Consider the following 18,770-nt stretch of genomic DNA (forward strand, 5'->3'; position numbering starts at 1 on the left):
AATTATGGGTGAGATATTTGCACAAGAAGTTTAGTTTATATAATTTTATGAAACTAAATTTAACCTTGAAAGCATGAATAATTTTACCAGAGAACAGTACGACCTGGCTGTCACTGAATGGACAAACTGTTGCAGTAATTTTTCAACACTGCAAAATCTGATTCCCACCAACTACGTTTTTAATCTTTCCCTTGAAGACATTAATTGGCTGAAAAGCAAGAACCAGTATAAAGACTTTTGTGTGGAAATGGGAGTGTATAATAATCAGGTAGTTTTGATATTGGCGGCACTTGACGGAAGCGGCCACAGAAAAGACGTAGAAGAATACCCGTATGCTGCTCTTACGGAACTGAGTGGAGATCTTAGATTGGTGGAGACACAAGAATATACGGTCATAAAAAATGCCGTCCTTTCTAAAGATCTGAGAAAAATTGATAACGATTCGGATATGTTCTTTCCTGTAGCCAATAAGCCATTAATGGAACAGGATAAAGCAGTAGATGCCATAGAATTGTGGAGAAATGAAGGCGTAAGCTGGTTCTTTTATGAATGCAGCGAATATGAAGGGACAAGAATATTTAAGAAATTTTATGTTCCTGCCGATAACCTTACCCCGCCAAAAGCAGGACTGAACAGTTTTGTCTGCTCATTTGGTCTGAAATATTCTGATATTTATCAAAGAATGCTTCCTACAATTATTTTCATTTCTTTTTATGATGATCTGTCTAATGACGGAAGCATAGAAACCATCTCAAATACTTACGACTGGTCACAGCCATGTCCTCCATTCTGTCAAATATAAAATAAATGTTGGGCTTTAAAATTATACTGTATCTCAATAATAGTCTCCTGTTATTATCCTTTGTATTGGGTATAATGAAGCTTAAACGTCTGAATAATAAAGAAAAATGGTATGTCTATTATATCATTTTTCTTTTCATGATAGAATTGATGAATAAGCTGTTTATTTTTTTGGAGTTAAAGAGTATGCCTTTTTTATATCCGGTATACATTGCGGGAGAATTCTTCATCCTGACTTCTTTATACGCAAAAAAACTTGGGTTAACCCAATACGGGTTTATTCCTTTATCTGCAGTGGCAGGAATTTTTCTTATTTCAGCACCAAGCCTTGGATTCACCATAGATAATGATTATGCAAAAGTAATTTCGAATATCATTATTGTTTGTTTATCCGGCTATGCACTGGTACAGGAAATAAAAGGAAGTGAAGCAGCCAATCGTTTTTTATTGGTAGATGCCTGTATTTTCTTTTATTACTCCGTTTCAGTGTTCACTTTTATTGTTCAGCACCAGTTGGCTGCACTTTCCCAGCAAAACGCAAGCCTGATATGGGGGATCAATAACCTTCTGTCAAGTGTGGTCTATGGAGCATTAATTTATAAATTTTTAAGATTAAAGAAGTAACTTTAAATATCAATTTCATTATCCTGTTAATTGTTACCATAGCAATTATCGTCTTTTTTATTCTGTTGGGTTACAGAACATTTATTAAAAGGATTATTAAGGAAAAAAATGCTCAACATGAAGCTGAAGTTCTTCATCAGAAGAATTTGGTTCTGGAAAATATTAAGGCACAGGAAGAAGAAAGAAAAAGAATTGCCGTAATGATTCATGATGATATCGGAAACCGGCTTAATATTGTTTCACTATGGTTGAATAACCTGGATACACAGGGAGATGAACTGATCAAAAAAAACATATCCGGTCAAATGTCGGCACTCATAGATTCTGCCAGAAGTATTTCCCATTCATTGTATCCTGTGAACCTTGAATCGGTGGGGCTGGTTTTGTATATTGAAGAATTAATTGCCAATCTTTCTCAAAGGATCAATATTTCACTACATGTAAGTCCCAAATACCGGAAGAAAAGCATTTTTACAGAAGTACAGCTGTACAGGATCATCCAGGAATTTACCACCAATGTCCTTAAGCATTCGGAAGCGACAAGAATCTGGATTTATATCAAGGACAATTCCAAAAATATGGCAGTAGTGATTTCGGACAATGGTCAGGGTTTTGACTACGAAGCTGTAAAAAAAGGAATGGGAATTAAAAACATCGAATCCAGAATAAAATCCATGAATGCCCTTCACAAATGGAAAAATATTACCAATCACGGAAGCCGTTTAATCATAAAAATACCAATCACCCATGAATCCCCAAATCAAAATAGCATTAATTGATGATGAGCAGCTGATCCTGGAAGGAGTGAAAATGTTATTGTCAAACGAAAAAAATATATCAGTATCCTTCACGTCCAACAACGGTCCTCATTTTATCGAAAGCCTGGAACAGCTTACACCAAAAGATTTTCCCGACATTGCCCTGGTTGATGTCCAGATGGAGCCGATGAATGGTTTCGAGCTGGTGGAAATCCTTAAAGAAAAATATCCCGATCTCAAAATTATCATCCTTTCTTCCCACTATAAAACTTCCATTCTCGGATATATGGTGAAATTGGGCGTTTCTGCTTTTTTACCTAAAAACTCAGACAGGAAAACATTCATTGATGCCATAACTGCCGTATATAAAAATGGAGTATTTTTCACAGCAGAAGACCATCAGATGTTACTTTCTTATATGAACAGCTCTACCAAGAAAAAAACACTTTTTGAAATGGATGATGAGCTTTCCGAACGTGAAAAGGATGTGGTGAAGCTTATTTGTCAGGAATATACCAATAATGAGATCGCTGAAAAGCTCTTTATAAGCCCGAGAACCGTTGAAAGCCACCGGCAAAGGATTGTAGATAAAATCGGTGCCAAAAATACAGTAGGTATCGTCATTTATGCCATCATTAATAATATCCATTCCCTTGAAAAAATATAGTTCCGTAGAAATACGGAATTTTTTATTTGGTATCTTTTACTCTAGCATGAGTTTCCTTTTCCTTGTTATTTTGAAAAGTGTTTAGTAATGAAGATGCGTTTGATGATCTTAATGACTTAAACACAATAGACGTATTCTAAAAACACATCATCATGGAAACGAATCAGATATCCATTGGAATTTTTTTCGATGGAACAGGAAATAACGGGCTCAATGCAACCTCTACTTATAAACCTTCAAAAAACAATGGCAGTTATTACAGCAGTACTACCAATATTTACAAGCTTTTCGGGTTATTTACCGGGGATCGGAAAATATATATTGAAGGAATAGGAACATTAACGGGGAAAGAAGACAGTGATTTTGCCATGGCGACCTGTAAAAATCCGGCAAGATATACAGGATATTCTTCTGATGATAAGCTGGAAAAGGCTTTTGCTTTCGTCAACGAAAAAATAAAAGATAAGGCCGAAGAATACCATTTTTATGTGTACGGATTCAGCAGAGGAGCCATGTTGGCAAGAACGTTTTGTTATGAATTATTAAAAACAGGATCAAAAATAACCGGAAATATAAAAGTGAAATTCCTGGGAGTCTTTGATACGGTAGAATCTACCCCTTTCAATGATTACAATGTAAGTATATTACCCGGTGTTGAAAATGCTCTTCATCTTTGTGCAGTGAATGAGTGCCGGTACTTTTTCCCTTTGACCGGATTTTTTGAAGATTCGGATAATATGAAGGACACAAAAACAGGAACAGAAACATCAGTATGGAAAGAAATCTTCATTCCCGGAGCGCATGCGGATGTAGGCGGAGGTTATCTGGAAGGGCCGCAGTCTGTTTATGTTTCGGCAGATTACAGAAAAACAACAGATGTTGAAGCTTATGTGGATCATGTAAGAAACACAAAAAAAGATGCAGATGGCAATTACATTTGGAACGAGCTTTTAACAGATTACCGGATTGATGAAGGCATATTTTTTTCTCAGGCCTATGTAGCACGGGATTTAGTATATAATGATCTTTCAAAAGTATATGGGAAGCTGGTTGCATTGGAAACCAATACCATTGAGCAGGTTTTTAGCACTCATTTTACATCTTCCGATTTTGAAATCGATCCGAAAAAGCATCCTTTTTTAATTGTATTTTCAGAAAAGCTGGAAAAATATGTAAAAGATCTTTCACCTGAATTGAAGCCCGGGTATAAGTATGATGATTTTGTGGAATATACCCATATTTCAGCCAATTTCGGATTACATAAAGCGGTTTTGCTTCAACGGTCTGAAAGCGAGATTGACGTTGAAATGATCAATAATAGTCTTAACGTTCCCGGAAATCCCACTATCCATGAACCGGATATTTTTCCTTCGCAATTTCAGAAGGGAATTCCCTATTTGCAGGAAAGTTCGGTGATAGATTATGCATATGGAACCAATATTCCCAATAATGATATCTGGTACCGTTCAATACTGATAAAGTAGTTTACAATAGTTCGTTACTTTTTTTCAGTTTTAAGTTTAGGCGGAGCTGTCCTTTTTAGGGCAGCTCTTTTAGGATCTGCAAGGATTACGTAGAAATACGGAATAAGAAATTTGAGCATTTTTACGCTATTAATTGCTCTTTTTTCATTGTTACTTTGAACTGCTTTAATAAAATGATCCTTTTTTTTAATTCATACATCCATCATCCTTAAGTTTGGGCTGTCCTTTCGGGGCAGCTCATTTTATTTCTCGGCAGTTCATTTCTTTTTCCGTATTTTTGCACCCGAAAATTCAGTATTAATTCTTAATTATATCATTACATGCTTTCGGTTCAAGGTTTAGGGCTACATCATTCGGGAAATTATTTATTTCAAAATGTCAATTTCACCATTAAAAAGGATGATAAAGTTGGTTTGGTAGGTAAAAACGGAGCGGGAAAATCCACTCTGTTGAAAATGCTTTCCGGAGAAATTACATTTTATGAAGGAAACGTAGTTCCTGAAGGCAATATCACCATCGGTTTCCTGAAGCAGGACCTTGATTTCGTAAAAGGAAGAACCGTTTGGAATGAAACGATGCAGGCTTTCGAGCAAATCAATGCCTGGAAAAATGAACTGGAAGATGTGAATCATCAATTGGCAACAAGAACCGATTACGAAAGCGATTCTTATACAAATCTGATCAACAGGATGACTGAGCTGAATGACCTTCTTATGAATCATGATGCCTACAACCTGGAGGGTGATATGGAAAAAGTATTATTCGGTTTAGGATTCAAAGCAGATGATTTCCAGAAAATCACCGATGAATTTTCCGGAGGGTGGAGAATGAGAATTGAATTAGCCAAATTACTTCTTCAAAAGAATGACATCATGCTTCTGGATGAGCCCACCAATCACCTGGATATGGAATCCATTATCTGGCTGGAAAATTTCTTGAAAGATTATCCCGGAGCCATTGTATTGGTAAGTCACGACAAACAGTTCATGACGGCAGTTTGTAACAGGACTTTTGACATCAATAATAAAAAAGTTGACGATTATAAAGCCAATTATTCCAAATATCTGGTTATGCGTGAAGAACGCCGCGAAAAACTGATTCAGGCTAAAAAGAATCAGGATGCGGAGATCAAGCAGATGGAGGATAATATTAATAAGTTCCGTGCAAGTGCTACCAAAGCCTCTTTTGCACAGTCGCTTATTAAAAAATTAGATAAAATTGAACGTATTGAGGTAGATAATGAAGACGTTTCCAAATTCAACATCCGTTTCGTACAGTCTGTTGTACCGGGGAAAGTGATTTTTGAAGCGGAGAATCTTGGGAAATCTTACGGACAGAAAAAAGTTTTTGATGATGTGGATTTCTTCGTTCAGCGAGGAGACAGAATTGCCCTATTAGGACAAAACGGACAGGGAAAAACCACGTTGGCTAAAATTCTTGCCGGCGATATCAAAGATTATTCAGGAACATGGAATTTGGGGCATAATGTGAATATCGGATACTTTGCCCAGAATCAGGAAGAAGTTTTAACTCCTAATAAAACGGTTTTAGAAGAAGCCGAAGATGCGGCTACCGAAGAAACCAGACCGAGAGTAAGAGACTTATTAGGATCATTCCTTTTCCAGGGAGAAGCCGTAAGTAAGAAAACAAAAGTACTTTCGGGAGGGGAAAGAAACCGTTTAGCACTTTGTAAATTATTGTTACGTCCTTTCAATACATTGATCATGGACGAACCTACAAACCACTTGGATATCCAGTCAAAAGAAATCATCAAGCTTGCTTTACAGAAATTTGAAGGGACCTTGATCGTAATTTCGCACGACAGGGAGTTCCTGCAGGGACTTTGTGATAAAATCTTTGAATTCCGTGACGGAAAAATGAAAGAATTCCTGGGGAATATTGATGAATACCTGGAATACAGACAAAAAGAGACCATCAGGGAAATTTCTGCGGAAAAAGCAAAACTTCATGGTGAAGAAGAGAAAGCTGAGGTTAAAGCTAAGGTTGAGGAAAAACCGGCTGCAAACAATAATCCGTCGTCTGCGATTGTAAGTAAAGAGCAGAAGAATATTCAGAATAAAATCAAAAAAGTAGAAGAAAAAATCTCCGAGCTTGAAACCCTGATTGAAGAAATGGAAGCTTCCTTCACGAAAGAAAACCCTTCCGATGAAACATTAGAGAAATATAATAAAGCAAAAGAAGAATTAGACGTAACATTACAGGAATGGGAATATTTAGGAACCCAACTGGATTAAATATTTTTAGAATTTAATAAGCAGGCTTTAATTTTTAATTTAAATTATTTTCATACTTTTGAAGAAATGATTTTTAAAGAAAGCAGACAAATGAAGAACTTTATCTCCAAACTTTTGTTTGGGATATACTTTATTGCGCTGTTTTCTCAAAATTTTCACCATCACGATTCCTTTGATTACTTCAAAGACGGAAACTTTAAAAAATCTGAAAATACGATTTCAAAAAACGTTGCTAAAGAAAAAGCCGGTGACTGTTTGGCTTGTCATTTCTTAGCAAACGGACATACATTGGTTCCTGAAGAATTCAGTTTTACTTTTGAATCTTATACTCATGAGGTAAAGCAGATCATTGCTGTTCAGGAAAAAGTGTGGTCTCAAACCAAATTTACTTTCCAGCTTCGGGGTCCACCCTTCATTTCATAATTCATAGATTTCATATTGGATTTCTTAATGATCTTATCGGCTTAAATAATTCTTAATGGTGAAATGATATCCATTAAGGACGTGTTAAATGGTAAGAATATCAAGCAGAATGTAAATATTTACATCATACACGGTACCGGTTACTTTGTATAAATATCCAATTCAAACATTTTTTAGTTAAAAAAAGTACTGTCTAAGTACACAATCTATTTACAATGAAATTGATATATAGTTTATTGCTGGTCTTTTGTGGATTGGTATTAACGAATGCACAGAAAACATATACTGTACAGGGAACCATTCAGGATTTTCACGATAAAACCATGCTGGAAAATGCAGAAGTGAAAATTGGTGATTTCACCACAAAAACTGATAAAAAAGGAAGGTTTTCATTCGATAAAATTCCCGCAGGAACTTATGCTCTTGTAGCGAAGCATTCTGAATGTAACGATTATACTGAAAATATAGAAGTTCAGCAGGATCTTCATCTGGCGATCACTCTGGAGCATCATAGCGAAGAGATCGAAACCGTCAATCTGCACGGAAGCCATAAAACTAACGGTTCATTAATTGTCAAAACACTCGATAAATCGGAAATCGAAAAGAATTCTACTGAGAATTTGGGGAATTTATTATCCAGAATATCAGGAGTTACGGCATTAAAAACAGGAAATAATATTACGAAACCTGTCATTCATGGTTTGTATGGAAGCCGCGTTTCTATTTTGAACAATGGCGTGAAAATGGCGGAACAGGAATGGGGAGTAGAACATGCCCCGAATGTAGACGTCAATGATTTTGAACATATAGACGTGGTGAAAGGTGCTTCAGCACTGAAGTATGGAAATGAAGGTGTAGGCGGAGTGGTGGTTTTAGAACCATCAATACTGCCTAAAAAAGATACTCTGATGGGGAATATAAAGCTTTCGGGAATTTCTAACGGCAGAGGAGGGGAAATCTCTGCCAATATTGCGAAAGCCTGGGAAAATCAATGGTTTGTAAAAGCGGGTGGAAGCTATAAAAAGTTAGGAGACCTGTATATTCCTCATCATACTCTTCAGAACACCGGAGCGGAAGTGAACTCTTTTAATTTTTCTTTTGGGAATCATAGCTTTATGCAGGGTTTTGATGTTTCATACAGCGGAATCAATCAGGAATTTGGGATTTATAAAGGAGCACATCTGGGAAGTACATTAGATTATTATAATGCATTGACTTTCGGACAAGCTTATTTTCTGGACGATTTCAGTTATGACATTACCAACCCGAAGCAGGAGGTAAGCCACCATATTGCTAAAATTTCAGCGTACAAACGTTTTGCCAACTTTGGAAAATTAACCTTTCAGTACAGTTTTCAGTTGAACCGCCGTAAAGAGTATGATATCAGAAGAGGCGAATTAAATGATCTTCCATCAATGGATTTGAGATTAATTACCCATTCTGCAAGTCTTACACACTTTATTGAAAGAGGAAACTGGAGCCTCGAGAGTGGTATCTCCGCGGCATTTCAGGATAATTATCCAAATCCGGACACAAAGGCGAGACGTTTGATCCCGGATTATTACCGATATGATGCGGGAGCATTTTCTGTATTTAAATACCGCTTCAATTCAAAATTCAATGCAGAAGCAGGAATCAGATACGATTTCAGCAGATATGACGCCTATAAATATTATGATGAAAACGAATGGAATGATAAATACGCAACGATTTTCCCGGAATTTTTCATCCAGAAAAATGATAGCAGGGTTTTAACCCGTCCTATCTTAGATTATCATAATTTTTCGGCGAATCTTGGCCTGAATTATAAGCCTGATAATAATCTTGAGTTTAAATTGAACCTGTCCAGAGCAGACAGAACCCCGAATCCGGCAGAATTATTTGCAGATGGTCTTCACCATTCAGCGGCAGTCATGGAAAAAGGAGATCTGACGATTAAAAAAGAAGAGATTTATAATGCCAATCTTTCCATTTCAGCTCATCTCAACATATTGAAAGGATTGCATATAGAAGCTAATCCCTATATTATGTTTTCCGACAGCTTTATCAACCAGGTTCCTGTAGGAATACAGTCTACCAACAGAGGAGTTTTCCCGGTTTGGAACTATCAACAGATCAAGGCAAGAATTTTTGGTATTGATGCAGATGCTGAGCTTAAAATTCTGGATAACCTGAAATGGAATACAGGTTTCAGCTTTCTGAGAGGAGATGATCTTACTCATAATGAACCTTTGATCCTGATGATGCCTGCCAATTTGAGAAATACATTGGAATTGAAGCTGGATAAGCCGAGAAACTTTTATATAAGTCTTGAAAATATGAATGTATTCAAGCAAAACCGGTTCCCGGTAAGGAATCAGAATGTTGATTTTATTCAGGATGGTGAATTGGTGACAAGGGAGATAGATTTTAGTTCTACTCCTGCCGCTTATTCTATTTTCAATGCTTCCGTAGGAGCCGATCTTTTCAAAAACCTAAATCTGAATTTCAGGATCAACAACCTATTTAATACAGAGTACCGTGAATATCTTAACCGATTAAGATATTACATGCCGGAATCCGGAAGAAACTTTATCGTTACTCTTAAATACAATTTTTAATTATTAATTATTTCAAATTTAAATCAAAATGAAAAAAATATTCAACATAACACTAGTTCTTTTTGCTGCTATTTTATTATTCTCTTGTAGAAATGATGATAATGATATCCCTGAAGATATCCATGAGCATGAGGAAATCGAAAAGCTTGTAGTTAAGGTAACAAATAAAAATGACGCTACTGATGTTCAGACAATCAATTATGTTGGCGGACAGGCAGATACAAGTCTGCATTTGCACCAGGGAAATGTTTATAATGTGGAACTGGATTTTCAGGTAAAACATAATGATCACTACGACAGTGCTAATGGCGAAATCGAAGAAGAAAAAGATGAACATTTCATTACTTACAATTTTGCAGGAGTTAATGTCAATGTCTTAAGAGCAGCCAATGATCTTGTAAGAACCGATGGGAAAAAAGTAGGACTTAAAACGGAATGGACAGTTACTTCCGCTCCATCTGCCGCCAAAGTGAATATTAAATTGATCCATGCACCTACTTCGGTAAATGATAATTCGCCTTCGGCTACCAACCAGTTGGGAAGTGTTACGGGAGGAGAAAGTGATGTAGACGCTTTAATTAATGTTGTTCAATAATAAGCTTCTAAGATAAAGTAATACTGAAAAGTATTATAGTAAAACAGTAGTAAGTCCGGACTTACTACTGTTTTTGTTTTAAATTCATTGGAAATTTTATCTGATATTCCAATAATGTTGAAAGAATTTTGTTACCCAGGACACGGATAAAACCATCGAAATTTAGGATAGTTTTTTATTTAACATTATTTAGCTTTTAAGTTGACTTTAAATGAGTGATTTTCATAAAAATTTCATATTTTTGCAACCTAAAATTTTAATCAATAATGAAGGTTACCGCACAAAACCATGATGATGTAAGTGCATTGCTTACAGTGACATTGGAAAAATCTGACTACAAAGAAAAAGTAGAGAAGCAATTGATTAATTATGCTAAAAATGCGCAAGTTCCTGGTTTCAGAAAAGGGAAAGTGCCTTTAAGTATGGTTAGAAAACAATATGAAGCAGGTATTGCATTCGAAGAAATCAACAAGCAGGTTTCTGATGCTTTGAACAACTATGTGAACGAAAACAAATTAAGATTAGTTGGTCAGCCTGTTCCTCAGCCCGTAAATGAATTCGATTACAATGCGGATCAGTTACAAGTTGCTTTTGAAGTAGGGTACGAACCTGAATTCACTATAGATTTAGCTAAATATGAAGCTCCTCACTACAAAGTAGAGGCTTCTGAAAAAGAAATCAATAAAAGCATTGAAAACATGCAGAAGCGTTTCGCTGAGCAGGTTCCACAGGATAAAATCACTAAAGATTCTTACGTTGCTTTAGAAATTTCTCAGGTAGTTGAAGAAGATGCTGAAGGAGAACACCACCACCATCCGAAGAATGTTACCATTACAGCTGAAAACAAAGAAGCTTTCAAATTGGTAAAATCTTTGAAAATGGACGGAACTGTAAGAGTATCTAAAGAAACTCTTGCCGGTGACGAAGAATTGGCAAAAGAATTAGGATTCAGCAAAGAAGAAGTAGAGCACTTGCACCACAATGAAGTTGAAGTGAAAGTAAGAGATTTCTATTCTTTGAATCTTGCTGAGCTTAACCAGGAGCTTTTCGATAAAGTATATGGAGAAGGAAACATCAAGTCGGAAGAGGAGCTTAAAGAAAAAGTGAAATCTGAGTTGGATGAATATTTCCAGCAAAATGCTGATGTTCACTTTGTGAATAAAGTATTGGAACAGGTTTCTGAAAAAGAAGAAGTAAAACTTCCGGAATCTTTCCTTGTGAAGTGGTTACTATTCTCTAACCAGAACATCCAGACTGAAGAGCAGGCGAAAGAAATCCTTGAAGCAGAGAAAAATCAATTGAAATATCAGATCATTGAAGGTAAATTGATGACTGATAACGAAATCAATCTTGATTATGCTGATGTTTTAGCACAAGCTGAGCAATTGGTAAGAAACCAGTTAGCAATTTATGGAATCCACCACTTAGGAGATGAAGAAATCCAGAAATATGCTGTTGAGATGTTGAAAGATCAGGAACAGGTAAGACAAATCTCTTCTGAGGTTGCTATGACTAAACTTAAAGATGTTATCCTTGAGAAAGCCAGCAAAAAAGAAACTAAAATTTCTCACGACGAATTTTTAGCAGAGCTTAAAAAATAATTTATTTGAAATAGATTGATAAAACCACCGGAATTTCTGGTGGTTTTTTTATTGTTGGACAGAGAATGTCAATTTTTGGAGGAAATTTTTGTTTATGAAGTATTCCCAGAAAGTACGGGATGCCTATTGACCGGGCAGGATTTGAATGTGATTTGGCTTTCATATACTGAAAGTACAAACGGTAAAGAAATAAAATGTAGCCTATTCAGTCATGTCAATCAATATTCATATATTTACGGACTAAATTAAATATATGAAAAAGTTCATTCTTCCATTTTTCTGTGCCGTTTTGTTTACTACTTCAGTAACTGCACAGCAAACCACGGCGGCTTCAGTAAAGACGGAAGCTACGAAATCAAAATTAACCTCTAAAGAAGTAATTGATAATTATCTTAAAGCTTTAGGAGGAAAAGATAAATTGCAGGCTATAAAATCTACTATTATAGATAATACAGTAGAGGTACAAGGAATGCAGGTTGCTATGACAACTAAGAAAATGGGAAATAAGTTCAAATCTGAACAATCCGTAATGGGTCAGAAAATGGTTCAGGTTTTTGATGGTGAAAAAGGATATTTCGATCAGATGGGGCAGAAAATGGATATTCCTGCCGATAAAATTGCGGATTTAAAAAAGAGCCAGGTTATTGAAGCGCTAAGCTATGATGCTGCGACTTTCAAAACAGTAACCACTGAGAAAATCGACGGAAAAGATTATAACGTATTGTCTTCTGATAAAGGAAAATTCTATTTTGATGCTTCTACAGGGTTATTGTATAAGTCCACTTCGGAAGAAGGAACGGCAGTTGTTAAAGGGTATATGACGGTGGACGGGATAAAATTCCCTTCTGAAATAGAAGCGGAAGGAAACGGCCAAAAAGTAGTGATTAAAACCAGTAAAGTCGTAATGAATACCGGAGTTACGGATGCGGATTTCAAATAAGATAAAACTCTTAAAACGATAAAAAAGCCGGGCAATTGCCCGGCTTTTTGTTATATGAATAAATTTAACTCAATTTTAACTAAAATATGAATGATTTCATTTCCACACCTGGTGAATAATTGATTATTTTTAATCTCGGAAATAAAATCAGATTATATGAGAAAATTTTTATCTTCATTTGCAGTAGTCTTTTTAGTATCGGCAAATGCTTTTGCGCAAAATATCCCAATGGATCCTTCTGTTAGGATAGGTACTCTTTCAAACGGAATGAAGTACTATATCAAGAAAAATACATTACCTGAGAAAAAGGTAGACTTCAGACTGGCCATCAACGCAGGATCTATCCTTGAAGACGAAAACCAGAGAGGTCTGGCTCACTTTATGGAGCACATGAACTTCAATGGAACCAAAAACTTCCCGGACAATAAATTAGTGGACTTTCTGCAGTCCATCGGGGTGAAATTCGGTCAGCATCTTAATGCTTATACAAGCTTTGATGAAACGGTGTATATGCTTCCTGTTCCTTTGGATAAACCGGGAAATCTGGATGCAGGATTGAAGGTGATGGAAGACTGGGCATTCAATGCCACCCTTTCTGATGAACAGATCAATAAAGAAAGAGGGGTTGTTCTTGAAGAATTAAGACTGGGATTAGGGGCAGATAAAAGAATGATGGATAAATACCTGCCTAAAATGTTGTATAACTCACAATATGCAAACAGATTACCGATCGGTACCAAAGAGGTTCTACAGAATTTCAAGCCAGATGTGATCAGAAAATTCCATCAGGATTGGTACAGACCGGATCTTATGGCCATTGTAGTTGTAGGAGACATTAATGTGGATGAAGTTGAAAAGAAAATTAAAGATAACTTCGGTAAATATAAAAACCCGGCAAAACCGAGAGAAAGAAAATCATTTGACCTGCCTAATCATAAGGAAACATTAGTTGCCATTGAAACTGATCCGGATGCTACCAATTCTATGGTGCAGTTTATTATGAAGGATTCTGAAGCGTATCAGCCGGATGTAACCATTGAACAATATAATGAAAGCCTTATCAAAAGTCTTGCGACAACGATGTTGAACAACAGGTTGAGGGAGCTGATTAATTCTAATAATCCGCCATTCACATTCGGGTCTGTATATCATGGGGGAACGTATGCAAGAAGCAAAGAAGCTTTCCAGGGATTTGCTATGACCAAAGAGGGCGATCAGCTTAATGCCCTTAAAGTTCTTTTGGAAGAAACAGAAAGAGCTAAAAGGTTCGGATTTACTCAAATAGAACTGGACAGGGCAAAATCTCAGATTCTATCCAATTATGAAAGATCTTACAATAACCGCGATAAAACAGAAAGCGGAATGTTGGTGGATGAATATGTAAGAAACTTTTTAGAGCATGAGCCAATGCCGGGAATCGCTTGGGAGTATGAAGATGCTAAGAAATTCCTGCCATCCGTAACGTTAGCCCAGACAAATGAAATCATTAAAAAATTTGTAAAAGACGACAGCAGAGTAGTGATCATTACAGGCCCTAAAAAGGATAATATAACCATGCCTGCAGAATCACTGGTCCTTAATACATTTGAAAAAGTAAAAGTAGCAGACCTTAAGCCGTATGAGGAAAAAGCAACCATCAAAAACCTGGTGAAGCCATTCAAGTCTGAAGGTAAAATTGCAAAAACAGAAACGGATGCCCAATTAGGAACAACAACATGGACCTTAAGCAATGGGGCAAAAGTTACTTTTAAGAAAACAGACTATAAAGATGACGAAATTGTCTTCACAGCAAGAAGCTTAGGAGGGAATTCCATTATTCCTGATGCAGATTACAATAAAACCCAATTTGCTTTCCCTGCGTTGGCTGATGCGGGAGTGAACGGCTTCTCTAAATCTGACCTAACCAATTATCTGGCAGGAAAACAGGTCAGTGTGAATCCTTTTATCGGTGGTCTGACTGAAGGAATTTCAGGAAGAACAACTCAAAAAGACCTGGGAACAGCAATGGAATTAGTTCATGCCTATTTTACAGGCTTGAATTATAGTCCTGAAGCATTCAATGCTTATAAAACAAAGCAATCTGCTATGACGAATAACCTGTTGTCTAATCCGCAGTTTTACTTCTCAAGTGAGCATGCCAAATTCATGAACCAGAAGAACCCGAGATTCATCGGAATAGTTCCTTTGGAAAAAGAATGGGCAAATACAGATTATAAGAAAGCATATGACATCTATAAAGAGAAATTTGCGAATGCTGGAAACTTCCATTTCTATTTCGTAGGGAATATAGATGAAGCTAAATTCAAAAATGAAGTGCTGCAATATATAGCAAGCCTTCCGTCAACTGGGAAAACCTCTACGTTTAAAGATACGGGGTACAGACAAATCATGGGAGACTATACCAAAATATATAAAAAAGGAAAAGATCCGAAGAGTATGGTAACGATCTCTTATACGGGAGAAGCTCCATATAATGAAAAAGAAGCGTTGGCTTTGGAAGCCTTAGGAGAAGTGGCTACCATAAAAGTGATTGAAAAGCTTAGAGAGGATGAAAGCGGAATCTACGGTGGCGGAGCCAGAGGCGGAATGTCTAAAGTACCCTACAGCGGATACAGCTTTAGCATCAATTTCCCTTGTGGACCGGAAAATGCTGAAAAACTGACGAAAAGTGCCATTGCGGAACTTCAAAAGCTGATCGCGAATGGACCTGAACAAAAAGACCTGGATAAGTATAAAGAAGGAGAATACAACGATCATAAGACAAGTCTGAAAGATAATATGTACTGGATGAATGCCATTGCTAAGAATCAGTTAGACGGAAGTGATAAATATGAAATCCTGAACTATGAAGAGAAGGTAAAAGCGCTTACTGTGAAAGACCTTCAGGATGTAGCTAAGAAATATCTTACCAAAGGAAGAATTGTAGCTACTTTAATGCCGGAAGACGGATGGGAAAATGCCAAGAAAGAAGAAGCAAAGCCTGCTGTTATCAAAACAGGTGCATCCAATTAGAATACTTGGAATCTCAAAATATAAAAACCGCAGATAATCCTGCGGTTTTATATTTTTTAAGAACCATATTCTTTCTTCCATTCTTCAGCGGCTTCACTTAATACGGTGTAAAATTCTTCTCCGTACTTTCTTGTCAAAGGTGTTTTCAGGAATTTGTAAACAGGGACCTGTAATTCCTTTCCTAATGTACAGGCGTCACTGCAAACATTCCATTCGTGGTAGTTCAGAGCAGTGAAAGAAGAATATTCCGTAATACGGATCGGGTAGAGGTGACAGGAGATAGGCTTTTGCCAGTCAATGACACCATCTTCATAGGCTTTTTCAATACCACATTTAGTAATTCCTTTTTCATCAAAAGTTACATATGCGCATTCACGGTCTTCTACCATAGGGGTTACATACATTCCGTCAGACGGATCAGTAGTCCATGTTCCCTGTTCTTCTAAAGCTTTGATGCCTTCCTGGGTAAGGTAGGGTTTTATTGTATCAAAAATGCTATCTAAAATTTCAAGCTCATCCTTATCTAATGGGGCACCTACGTCACCTTCCACACAACATGCCCCTTTACATTTTGTAAGGTTGCATACAAACTCTTCGGAAAATATATCCTCGGAAATCAATTTATCATCTATCTGAATCATAATCTTAAAATAATTGAAAATAAGTACCTGCTTTAAAGGTAATTAAACTAATAATAATCAGCCATAAGCTTATCTCCTGCATCCAGTACTTGGGAAGGAATCTCAGCATTCGGCTAAGAATGATACTGGCAGGAAAAGCCAGCAACAACAAATATTCATAACTTTTATCCATGTATAGGATAATGGTAACCAGCTGAGCCAAAGAGAATACAAGTAAAAAAGTATATTTATACCGGCTTATCGGGCTCTTTTTATTATAATTTCTGAAATGGTCGTACACAGCATAAATAAGCATTAAAAAAATAGGAATTAATGGGAATACGCCACGATAATCCATTACAAATCTCATTTTTCCAAACGGGAAATAATCTGCATTCCATGTGGTGAATCTAAGGAAGAACATCAAAGAAAAATAACTGAATGCTATAAGGGTTATCCCTAAAAGAAACCTGAAAAGATTCAGGGCAATCTTTTCTGAAGTGGCAATAACGTGAATAATCACAAATACAGCCATTGGCCATGTGGTGGGGAGAAAAATAAAATTTAACGCTACAATGGAACCTACCAGTACATAAGATTTCTTACGGATGTCCTCATTTGTACTTGTTAGTAGTAACAAAAGAAAAGAATTGGTAAGAAGCGCCACTGCAATTCCTATATCCAAATGCCCGGGATAAAGCCCGAATATAAAAACCGTATATAAAAATAAGGGCAGATGTGTCTGGTAATTAAGTGCTATGGTATGAAAACAAAAATAAGCCAGGGCAATCCCCAAAAAAGTAATTCCGGCAATAATGGCTTCGTATGTGTTGAAATTCAGTATGTTAAATATTATAACTACTAAAAGAAGAAAACCAATATAAACAGGAATTGAAAAAATATTGCTTTCTTTTGAAAGTAATTTAAACATTTTTTATAAATTTGTGCAAAGTTAATTTAAAAAAGGAAAATAATGACGTCTTTCTTTCTATTCTTAAGTAAAGTTTTCAAATGGTCTTTCGGTTTTTTTGATACCTTTGGAAATGTACTGAACTGGATTTTATTTATCGTTTGCTGTGGATTGTTTACGTATTGGTGCTATGTTTTGGTAGTTACACTAGGTGGCGATAAAGACAAAGACTATTATTCACCTACAGAAGGAAAACATCCTTATTACGATCCAAAGATCTATAAAAAAGAAGGTTAATTAATTGGTTATATAGTAAAAAACCGATCAAAAAATTTTTTTGATCGGTTTTTTTATTAACGATTAAAATTTAGTCATGAATAGGAAGAACCAAAACCGGAATAGGGGAGCTCTTAGTTAAGCCTTTCGTCAGGCTTCCTACAAAAACATCATAAATTCCACTTCTTCCGTGGGAGCCCATTACAATATAATCGGCATTTTTAGCTTTTGCATATTCTAAAATAATATCCTTTGCAATACCTTGTTTTAAAAGGTGTTCGCACTCTACATCGTGAGCCAGTATCCGCTGCTCAATTTTATTAAGCTGAATAAGCTCTTCTCTGATCTCATTTTCTTCCACCTCCGGAAAATATTGGAAACCCATATCACCGATGGCAAAGCCAATATCTGAAGGCGCCACATGAATAAGGAAAATCTTGCCATTAAGCTGCTTGGCAAATTTCACAGCACCATCTACCAGCTGTTCTGTTTTTTCCCCAAAATCTACGGGTAATACAATATTGATCATAATCTAGAATTTGTTATTTAAAGATAGTAAAAAAATGTTAAATCTTATGTTAAATTACTTATAATATTCTGATATCAAGAACTTTTTCACCTTCAAGAAAAGCCTCCAAAACATCATTTTCTTCTACTTTGCCAACTCCTTTGGGAGTGCCGGTAAAAATAAGATCACCTACCCTTAGCGTAAAATATTGAGAGACAAAAGCAATAATATCTTCAAAGCTAAAGATCATATCTTTTGTATTTCCATCCTGGACTTTATCTTTATTTTTTAATAATGAAAACTGCAGGTTCTCAAGATCATAATTTTCCTTTTTAAAAAAGCTTCCCACAACAGCAGAGCCATCAAAACCTTTTGCCAGTTCCCAGGGCAAACCTTTGGATTTAAGGTTGCTTTGAAGATCTCTCGCCGTGAAATCAATTCCCAGCCCGATTTCTTCATAATGCTTATGGGCAGCCTCCTTCTGAATATATTTCCCCCCTTTCGAAATTTTCAGGACCACTTCCAGTTCGTAATGCACATCATTTGAAAATTCAGGGATGTAAAAATCGTTTCCTTTTAAAACAGCCGTGTCAGGCTTCATAAATATAACAGGACTTTCAGGAATTTCGTTTCCTAATTCTTGAGCATGTTCGCTGTAATTTCTTCCTATGCAGATGATTTTCATAATGTATTTTG

General features: G+C 36.3%; 17 protein-coding genes. 13 read left to right on the forward strand and 4 right to left on the reverse strand.

Annotated elements, in window-relative coordinates:
• The first annotated feature begins 73 nt into the window (after window positions 1–73).
• The 12 genes from BCF58_RS02290 to BCF58_RS02345 all read left to right on the forward strand — a co-directional run bounded on the left by BCF58_RS02290 (window position 74) and on the right by BCF58_RS02345 (window position 15,760).
• Entirely contained in the window at window positions 74–802 is a 729-nt protein-coding gene (locus tag BCF58_RS02290) for a hypothetical protein (protein WP_121460175.1), read from the forward strand.
• 74 nt (window positions 803–876) lie between these two features.
• A complete protein-coding gene (locus BCF58_RS02295) occupies window positions 877–1,425 on the forward strand; it encodes a hypothetical protein (RefSeq protein ID WP_228434708.1) in 549 nt (182 codons plus the stop codon).
• A 65-nt stretch (window positions 1,426–1,490) separates the two neighbouring features.
• Complete coding sequence (locus BCF58_RS02300; RefSeq protein ID WP_228434709.1) at window positions 1,491–2,204, forward strand: sensor histidine kinase; 714 nt, start codon at window positions 1,491–1,493, stop codon at window positions 2,202–2,204.
• The gene (locus BCF58_RS02305; RefSeq protein WP_121460177.1) at window positions 2,173–2,850 is read left to right on the forward strand and encodes a response regulator transcription factor; all 678 of its coding nucleotides are present in this window, start codon (window positions 2,173–2,175) and stop codon (window positions 2,848–2,850) included. The genes BCF58_RS02300 and BCF58_RS02305 overlap by 32 nt, the downstream gene beginning before the upstream one ends.
• Before the next feature lie 152 nt (window positions 2,851–3,002).
• Entirely contained in the window at window positions 3,003–4,334 is a 1,332-nt protein-coding gene (locus BCF58_RS02310; protein WP_121460178.1) for a T6SS phospholipase effector Tle1-like catalytic domain-containing protein, read from the forward strand.
• A gap of 320 nt (window positions 4,335–4,654) precedes the next feature.
• Window positions 4,655–6,589, forward strand: coding sequence for a ribosomal protection-like ABC-F family protein (gene abc-f, locus BCF58_RS02315; RefSeq protein ID WP_121460179.1), 1,935 nt, complete (start codon window positions 4,655–4,657; stop codon window positions 6,587–6,589).
• 90 nt (window positions 6,590–6,679) lie between these two features.
• Window positions 6,680–7,012, forward strand: a complete 333-nt coding sequence (locus BCF58_RS02320; protein ID WP_228434710.1) for a hypothetical protein — start codon at window positions 6,680–6,682, stop codon at window positions 7,010–7,012.
• Between the two features lie 215 nt (window positions 7,013–7,227).
• The gene (locus BCF58_RS02325; RefSeq protein ID WP_185144818.1) at window positions 7,228–9,612 is read left to right on the forward strand and encodes a TonB-dependent receptor; all 2,385 of its coding nucleotides are present in this window, start codon (window positions 7,228–7,230) and stop codon (window positions 9,610–9,612) included.
• Window positions 9,613–9,640: 28 nt separating this feature from the next.
• Entirely contained in the window at window positions 9,641–10,207 is a 567-nt protein-coding gene (locus BCF58_RS02330) for a hypothetical protein (RefSeq protein ID WP_121460181.1), read from the forward strand.
• 266 nt (window positions 10,208–10,473) lie between these two features.
• The gene (locus tag BCF58_RS02335) at window positions 10,474–11,808 is read left to right on the forward strand and encodes a trigger factor (RefSeq protein WP_121460182.1); all 1,335 of its coding nucleotides are present in this window, start codon (window positions 10,474–10,476) and stop codon (window positions 11,806–11,808) included.
• Window positions 11,809–12,061: 253 nt separating this feature from the next.
• Complete coding sequence (locus BCF58_RS02340) at window positions 12,062–12,748, forward strand: hypothetical protein (protein ID WP_121460183.1); 687 nt, start codon at window positions 12,062–12,064, stop codon at window positions 12,746–12,748.
• Window positions 12,749–12,904: 156 nt separating this feature from the next.
• A complete protein-coding gene (locus tag BCF58_RS02345) occupies window positions 12,905–15,760 on the forward strand; it encodes a M16 family metallopeptidase (RefSeq protein ID WP_121460184.1) in 2,856 nt (951 codons plus the stop codon).
• Between the two features lie 56 nt (window positions 15,761–15,816).
• Here the strand turns inward: BCF58_RS02345 and BCF58_RS02350 are convergent, their stop codons facing one another.
• Complete coding sequence (locus tag BCF58_RS02350) at window positions 15,817–16,401, reverse strand: DUF3109 family protein (protein ID WP_121460185.1); 585 nt, start codon at window positions 16,399–16,401, stop codon at window positions 15,817–15,819.
• A 4-nt stretch (window positions 16,402–16,405) separates the two neighbouring features.
• On the reverse strand, window positions 16,406–17,311 hold the full coding sequence (locus BCF58_RS02355) for a DUF6427 family protein (RefSeq protein ID WP_121460186.1): 906 nt from the start codon (window positions 17,309–17,311) through the stop codon (window positions 16,406–16,408).
• 42 nt (window positions 17,312–17,353) lie between these two features.
• Between BCF58_RS02355 and BCF58_RS02360 the strand changes: the two genes are divergently transcribed.
• Window positions 17,354–17,587 carry a DUF6341 family protein gene (locus BCF58_RS02360; protein ID WP_121460187.1) on the forward strand — a complete coding sequence of 78 codons (234 nt, stop codon included), beginning with the start codon at window positions 17,354–17,356 and terminating at the stop codon, window positions 17,585–17,587.
• A 70-nt stretch (window positions 17,588–17,657) separates the two neighbouring features.
• Here BCF58_RS02360 and BCF58_RS02365 read toward each other — a convergent pair whose 3' ends face one another.
• Window positions 17,658–18,095: a universal stress protein gene (locus BCF58_RS02365; protein WP_121460188.1), complete on the reverse strand. Its 438-nt coding sequence runs from the start codon at window positions 18,093–18,095 to the stop codon at window positions 17,658–17,660.
• A gap of 58 nt (window positions 18,096–18,153) precedes the next feature.
• On the reverse strand, window positions 18,154–18,759 hold the full coding sequence (locus BCF58_RS02370; protein WP_121460189.1) for a fumarylacetoacetate hydrolase family protein: 606 nt from the start codon (window positions 18,757–18,759) through the stop codon (window positions 18,154–18,156).
• Window positions 18,760–18,770 lie beyond the last annotated feature (11 nt).

It is taken from the genome of Chryseobacterium defluvii (assembly GCF_003634775.1).
Classification (GTDB): domain Bacteria; phylum Bacteroidota; class Bacteroidia; order Flavobacteriales; family Weeksellaceae; genus Chryseobacterium; species Chryseobacterium defluvii.

Bases quoted from the DNA above. Each gene is read 5' to 3' on its own strand.
- BCF58_RS02290 (WP_121460175.1), top strand. From the start codon at position 74: ATGAATAATTTTACCAGAGAACAGTACGACCTGGCTGTCACTGAATGG.
- BCF58_RS02295 (WP_228434708.1), top strand. From the start codon at position 877: ATGAAGCTTAAACGTCTGAATAATAAAGAAAAATGGTATGTCTATTAT.
- BCF58_RS02305 (WP_121460177.1), top strand. From the start codon at position 2,173: ATGAATCCCCAAATCAAAATAGCATTAATTGATGATGAGCAGCTGATC.
- BCF58_RS02310 (WP_121460178.1), top strand. From the start codon at position 3,003: ATGGAAACGAATCAGATATCCATTGGAATTTTTTTCGATGGAACAGGA.
- abc-f (WP_121460179.1), top strand. From the start codon at position 4,655: ATGCTTTCGGTTCAAGGTTTAGGGCTACATCATTCGGGAAATTATTTA.
- BCF58_RS02320 (WP_228434710.1), top strand. From the start codon at position 6,680: ATGAAGAACTTTATCTCCAAACTTTTGTTTGGGATATACTTTATTGCG.
- BCF58_RS02325 (WP_185144818.1), top strand. From the start codon at position 7,228: ATGAAATTGATATATAGTTTATTGCTGGTCTTTTGTGGATTGGTATTA.
- BCF58_RS02330 (WP_121460181.1), top strand. From the start codon at position 9,641: ATGAAAAAAATATTCAACATAACACTAGTTCTTTTTGCTGCTATTTTA.
- BCF58_RS02335 (WP_121460182.1), top strand. From the start codon at position 10,474: ATGAAGGTTACCGCACAAAACCATGATGATGTAAGTGCATTGCTTACA.
- BCF58_RS02340 (WP_121460183.1), top strand. From the start codon at position 12,062: ATGAAAAAGTTCATTCTTCCATTTTTCTGTGCCGTTTTGTTTACTACT.
- BCF58_RS02345 (WP_121460184.1), top strand. From the start codon at position 12,905: ATGAGAAAATTTTTATCTTCATTTGCAGTAGTCTTTTTAGTATCGGCA.
- BCF58_RS02350 (WP_121460185.1), bottom strand. From the start codon at position 16,401: ATGATTCAGATAGATGATAAATTGATTTCCGAGGATATATTTTCCGAA.
- BCF58_RS02355 (WP_121460186.1), bottom strand. From the start codon at position 17,311: ATGTTTAAATTACTTTCAAAAGAAAGCAATATTTTTTCAATTCCTGTT.
- BCF58_RS02360 (WP_121460187.1), top strand. From the start codon at position 17,354: ATGACGTCTTTCTTTCTATTCTTAAGTAAAGTTTTCAAATGGTCTTTC.
- BCF58_RS02365 (WP_121460188.1), bottom strand. From the start codon at position 18,095: ATGATCAATATTGTATTACCCGTAGATTTTGGGGAAAAAACAGAACAG.
- BCF58_RS02370 (WP_121460189.1), bottom strand. From the start codon at position 18,759: ATGAAAATCATCTGCATAGGAAGAAATTACAGCGAACATGCTCAAGAA.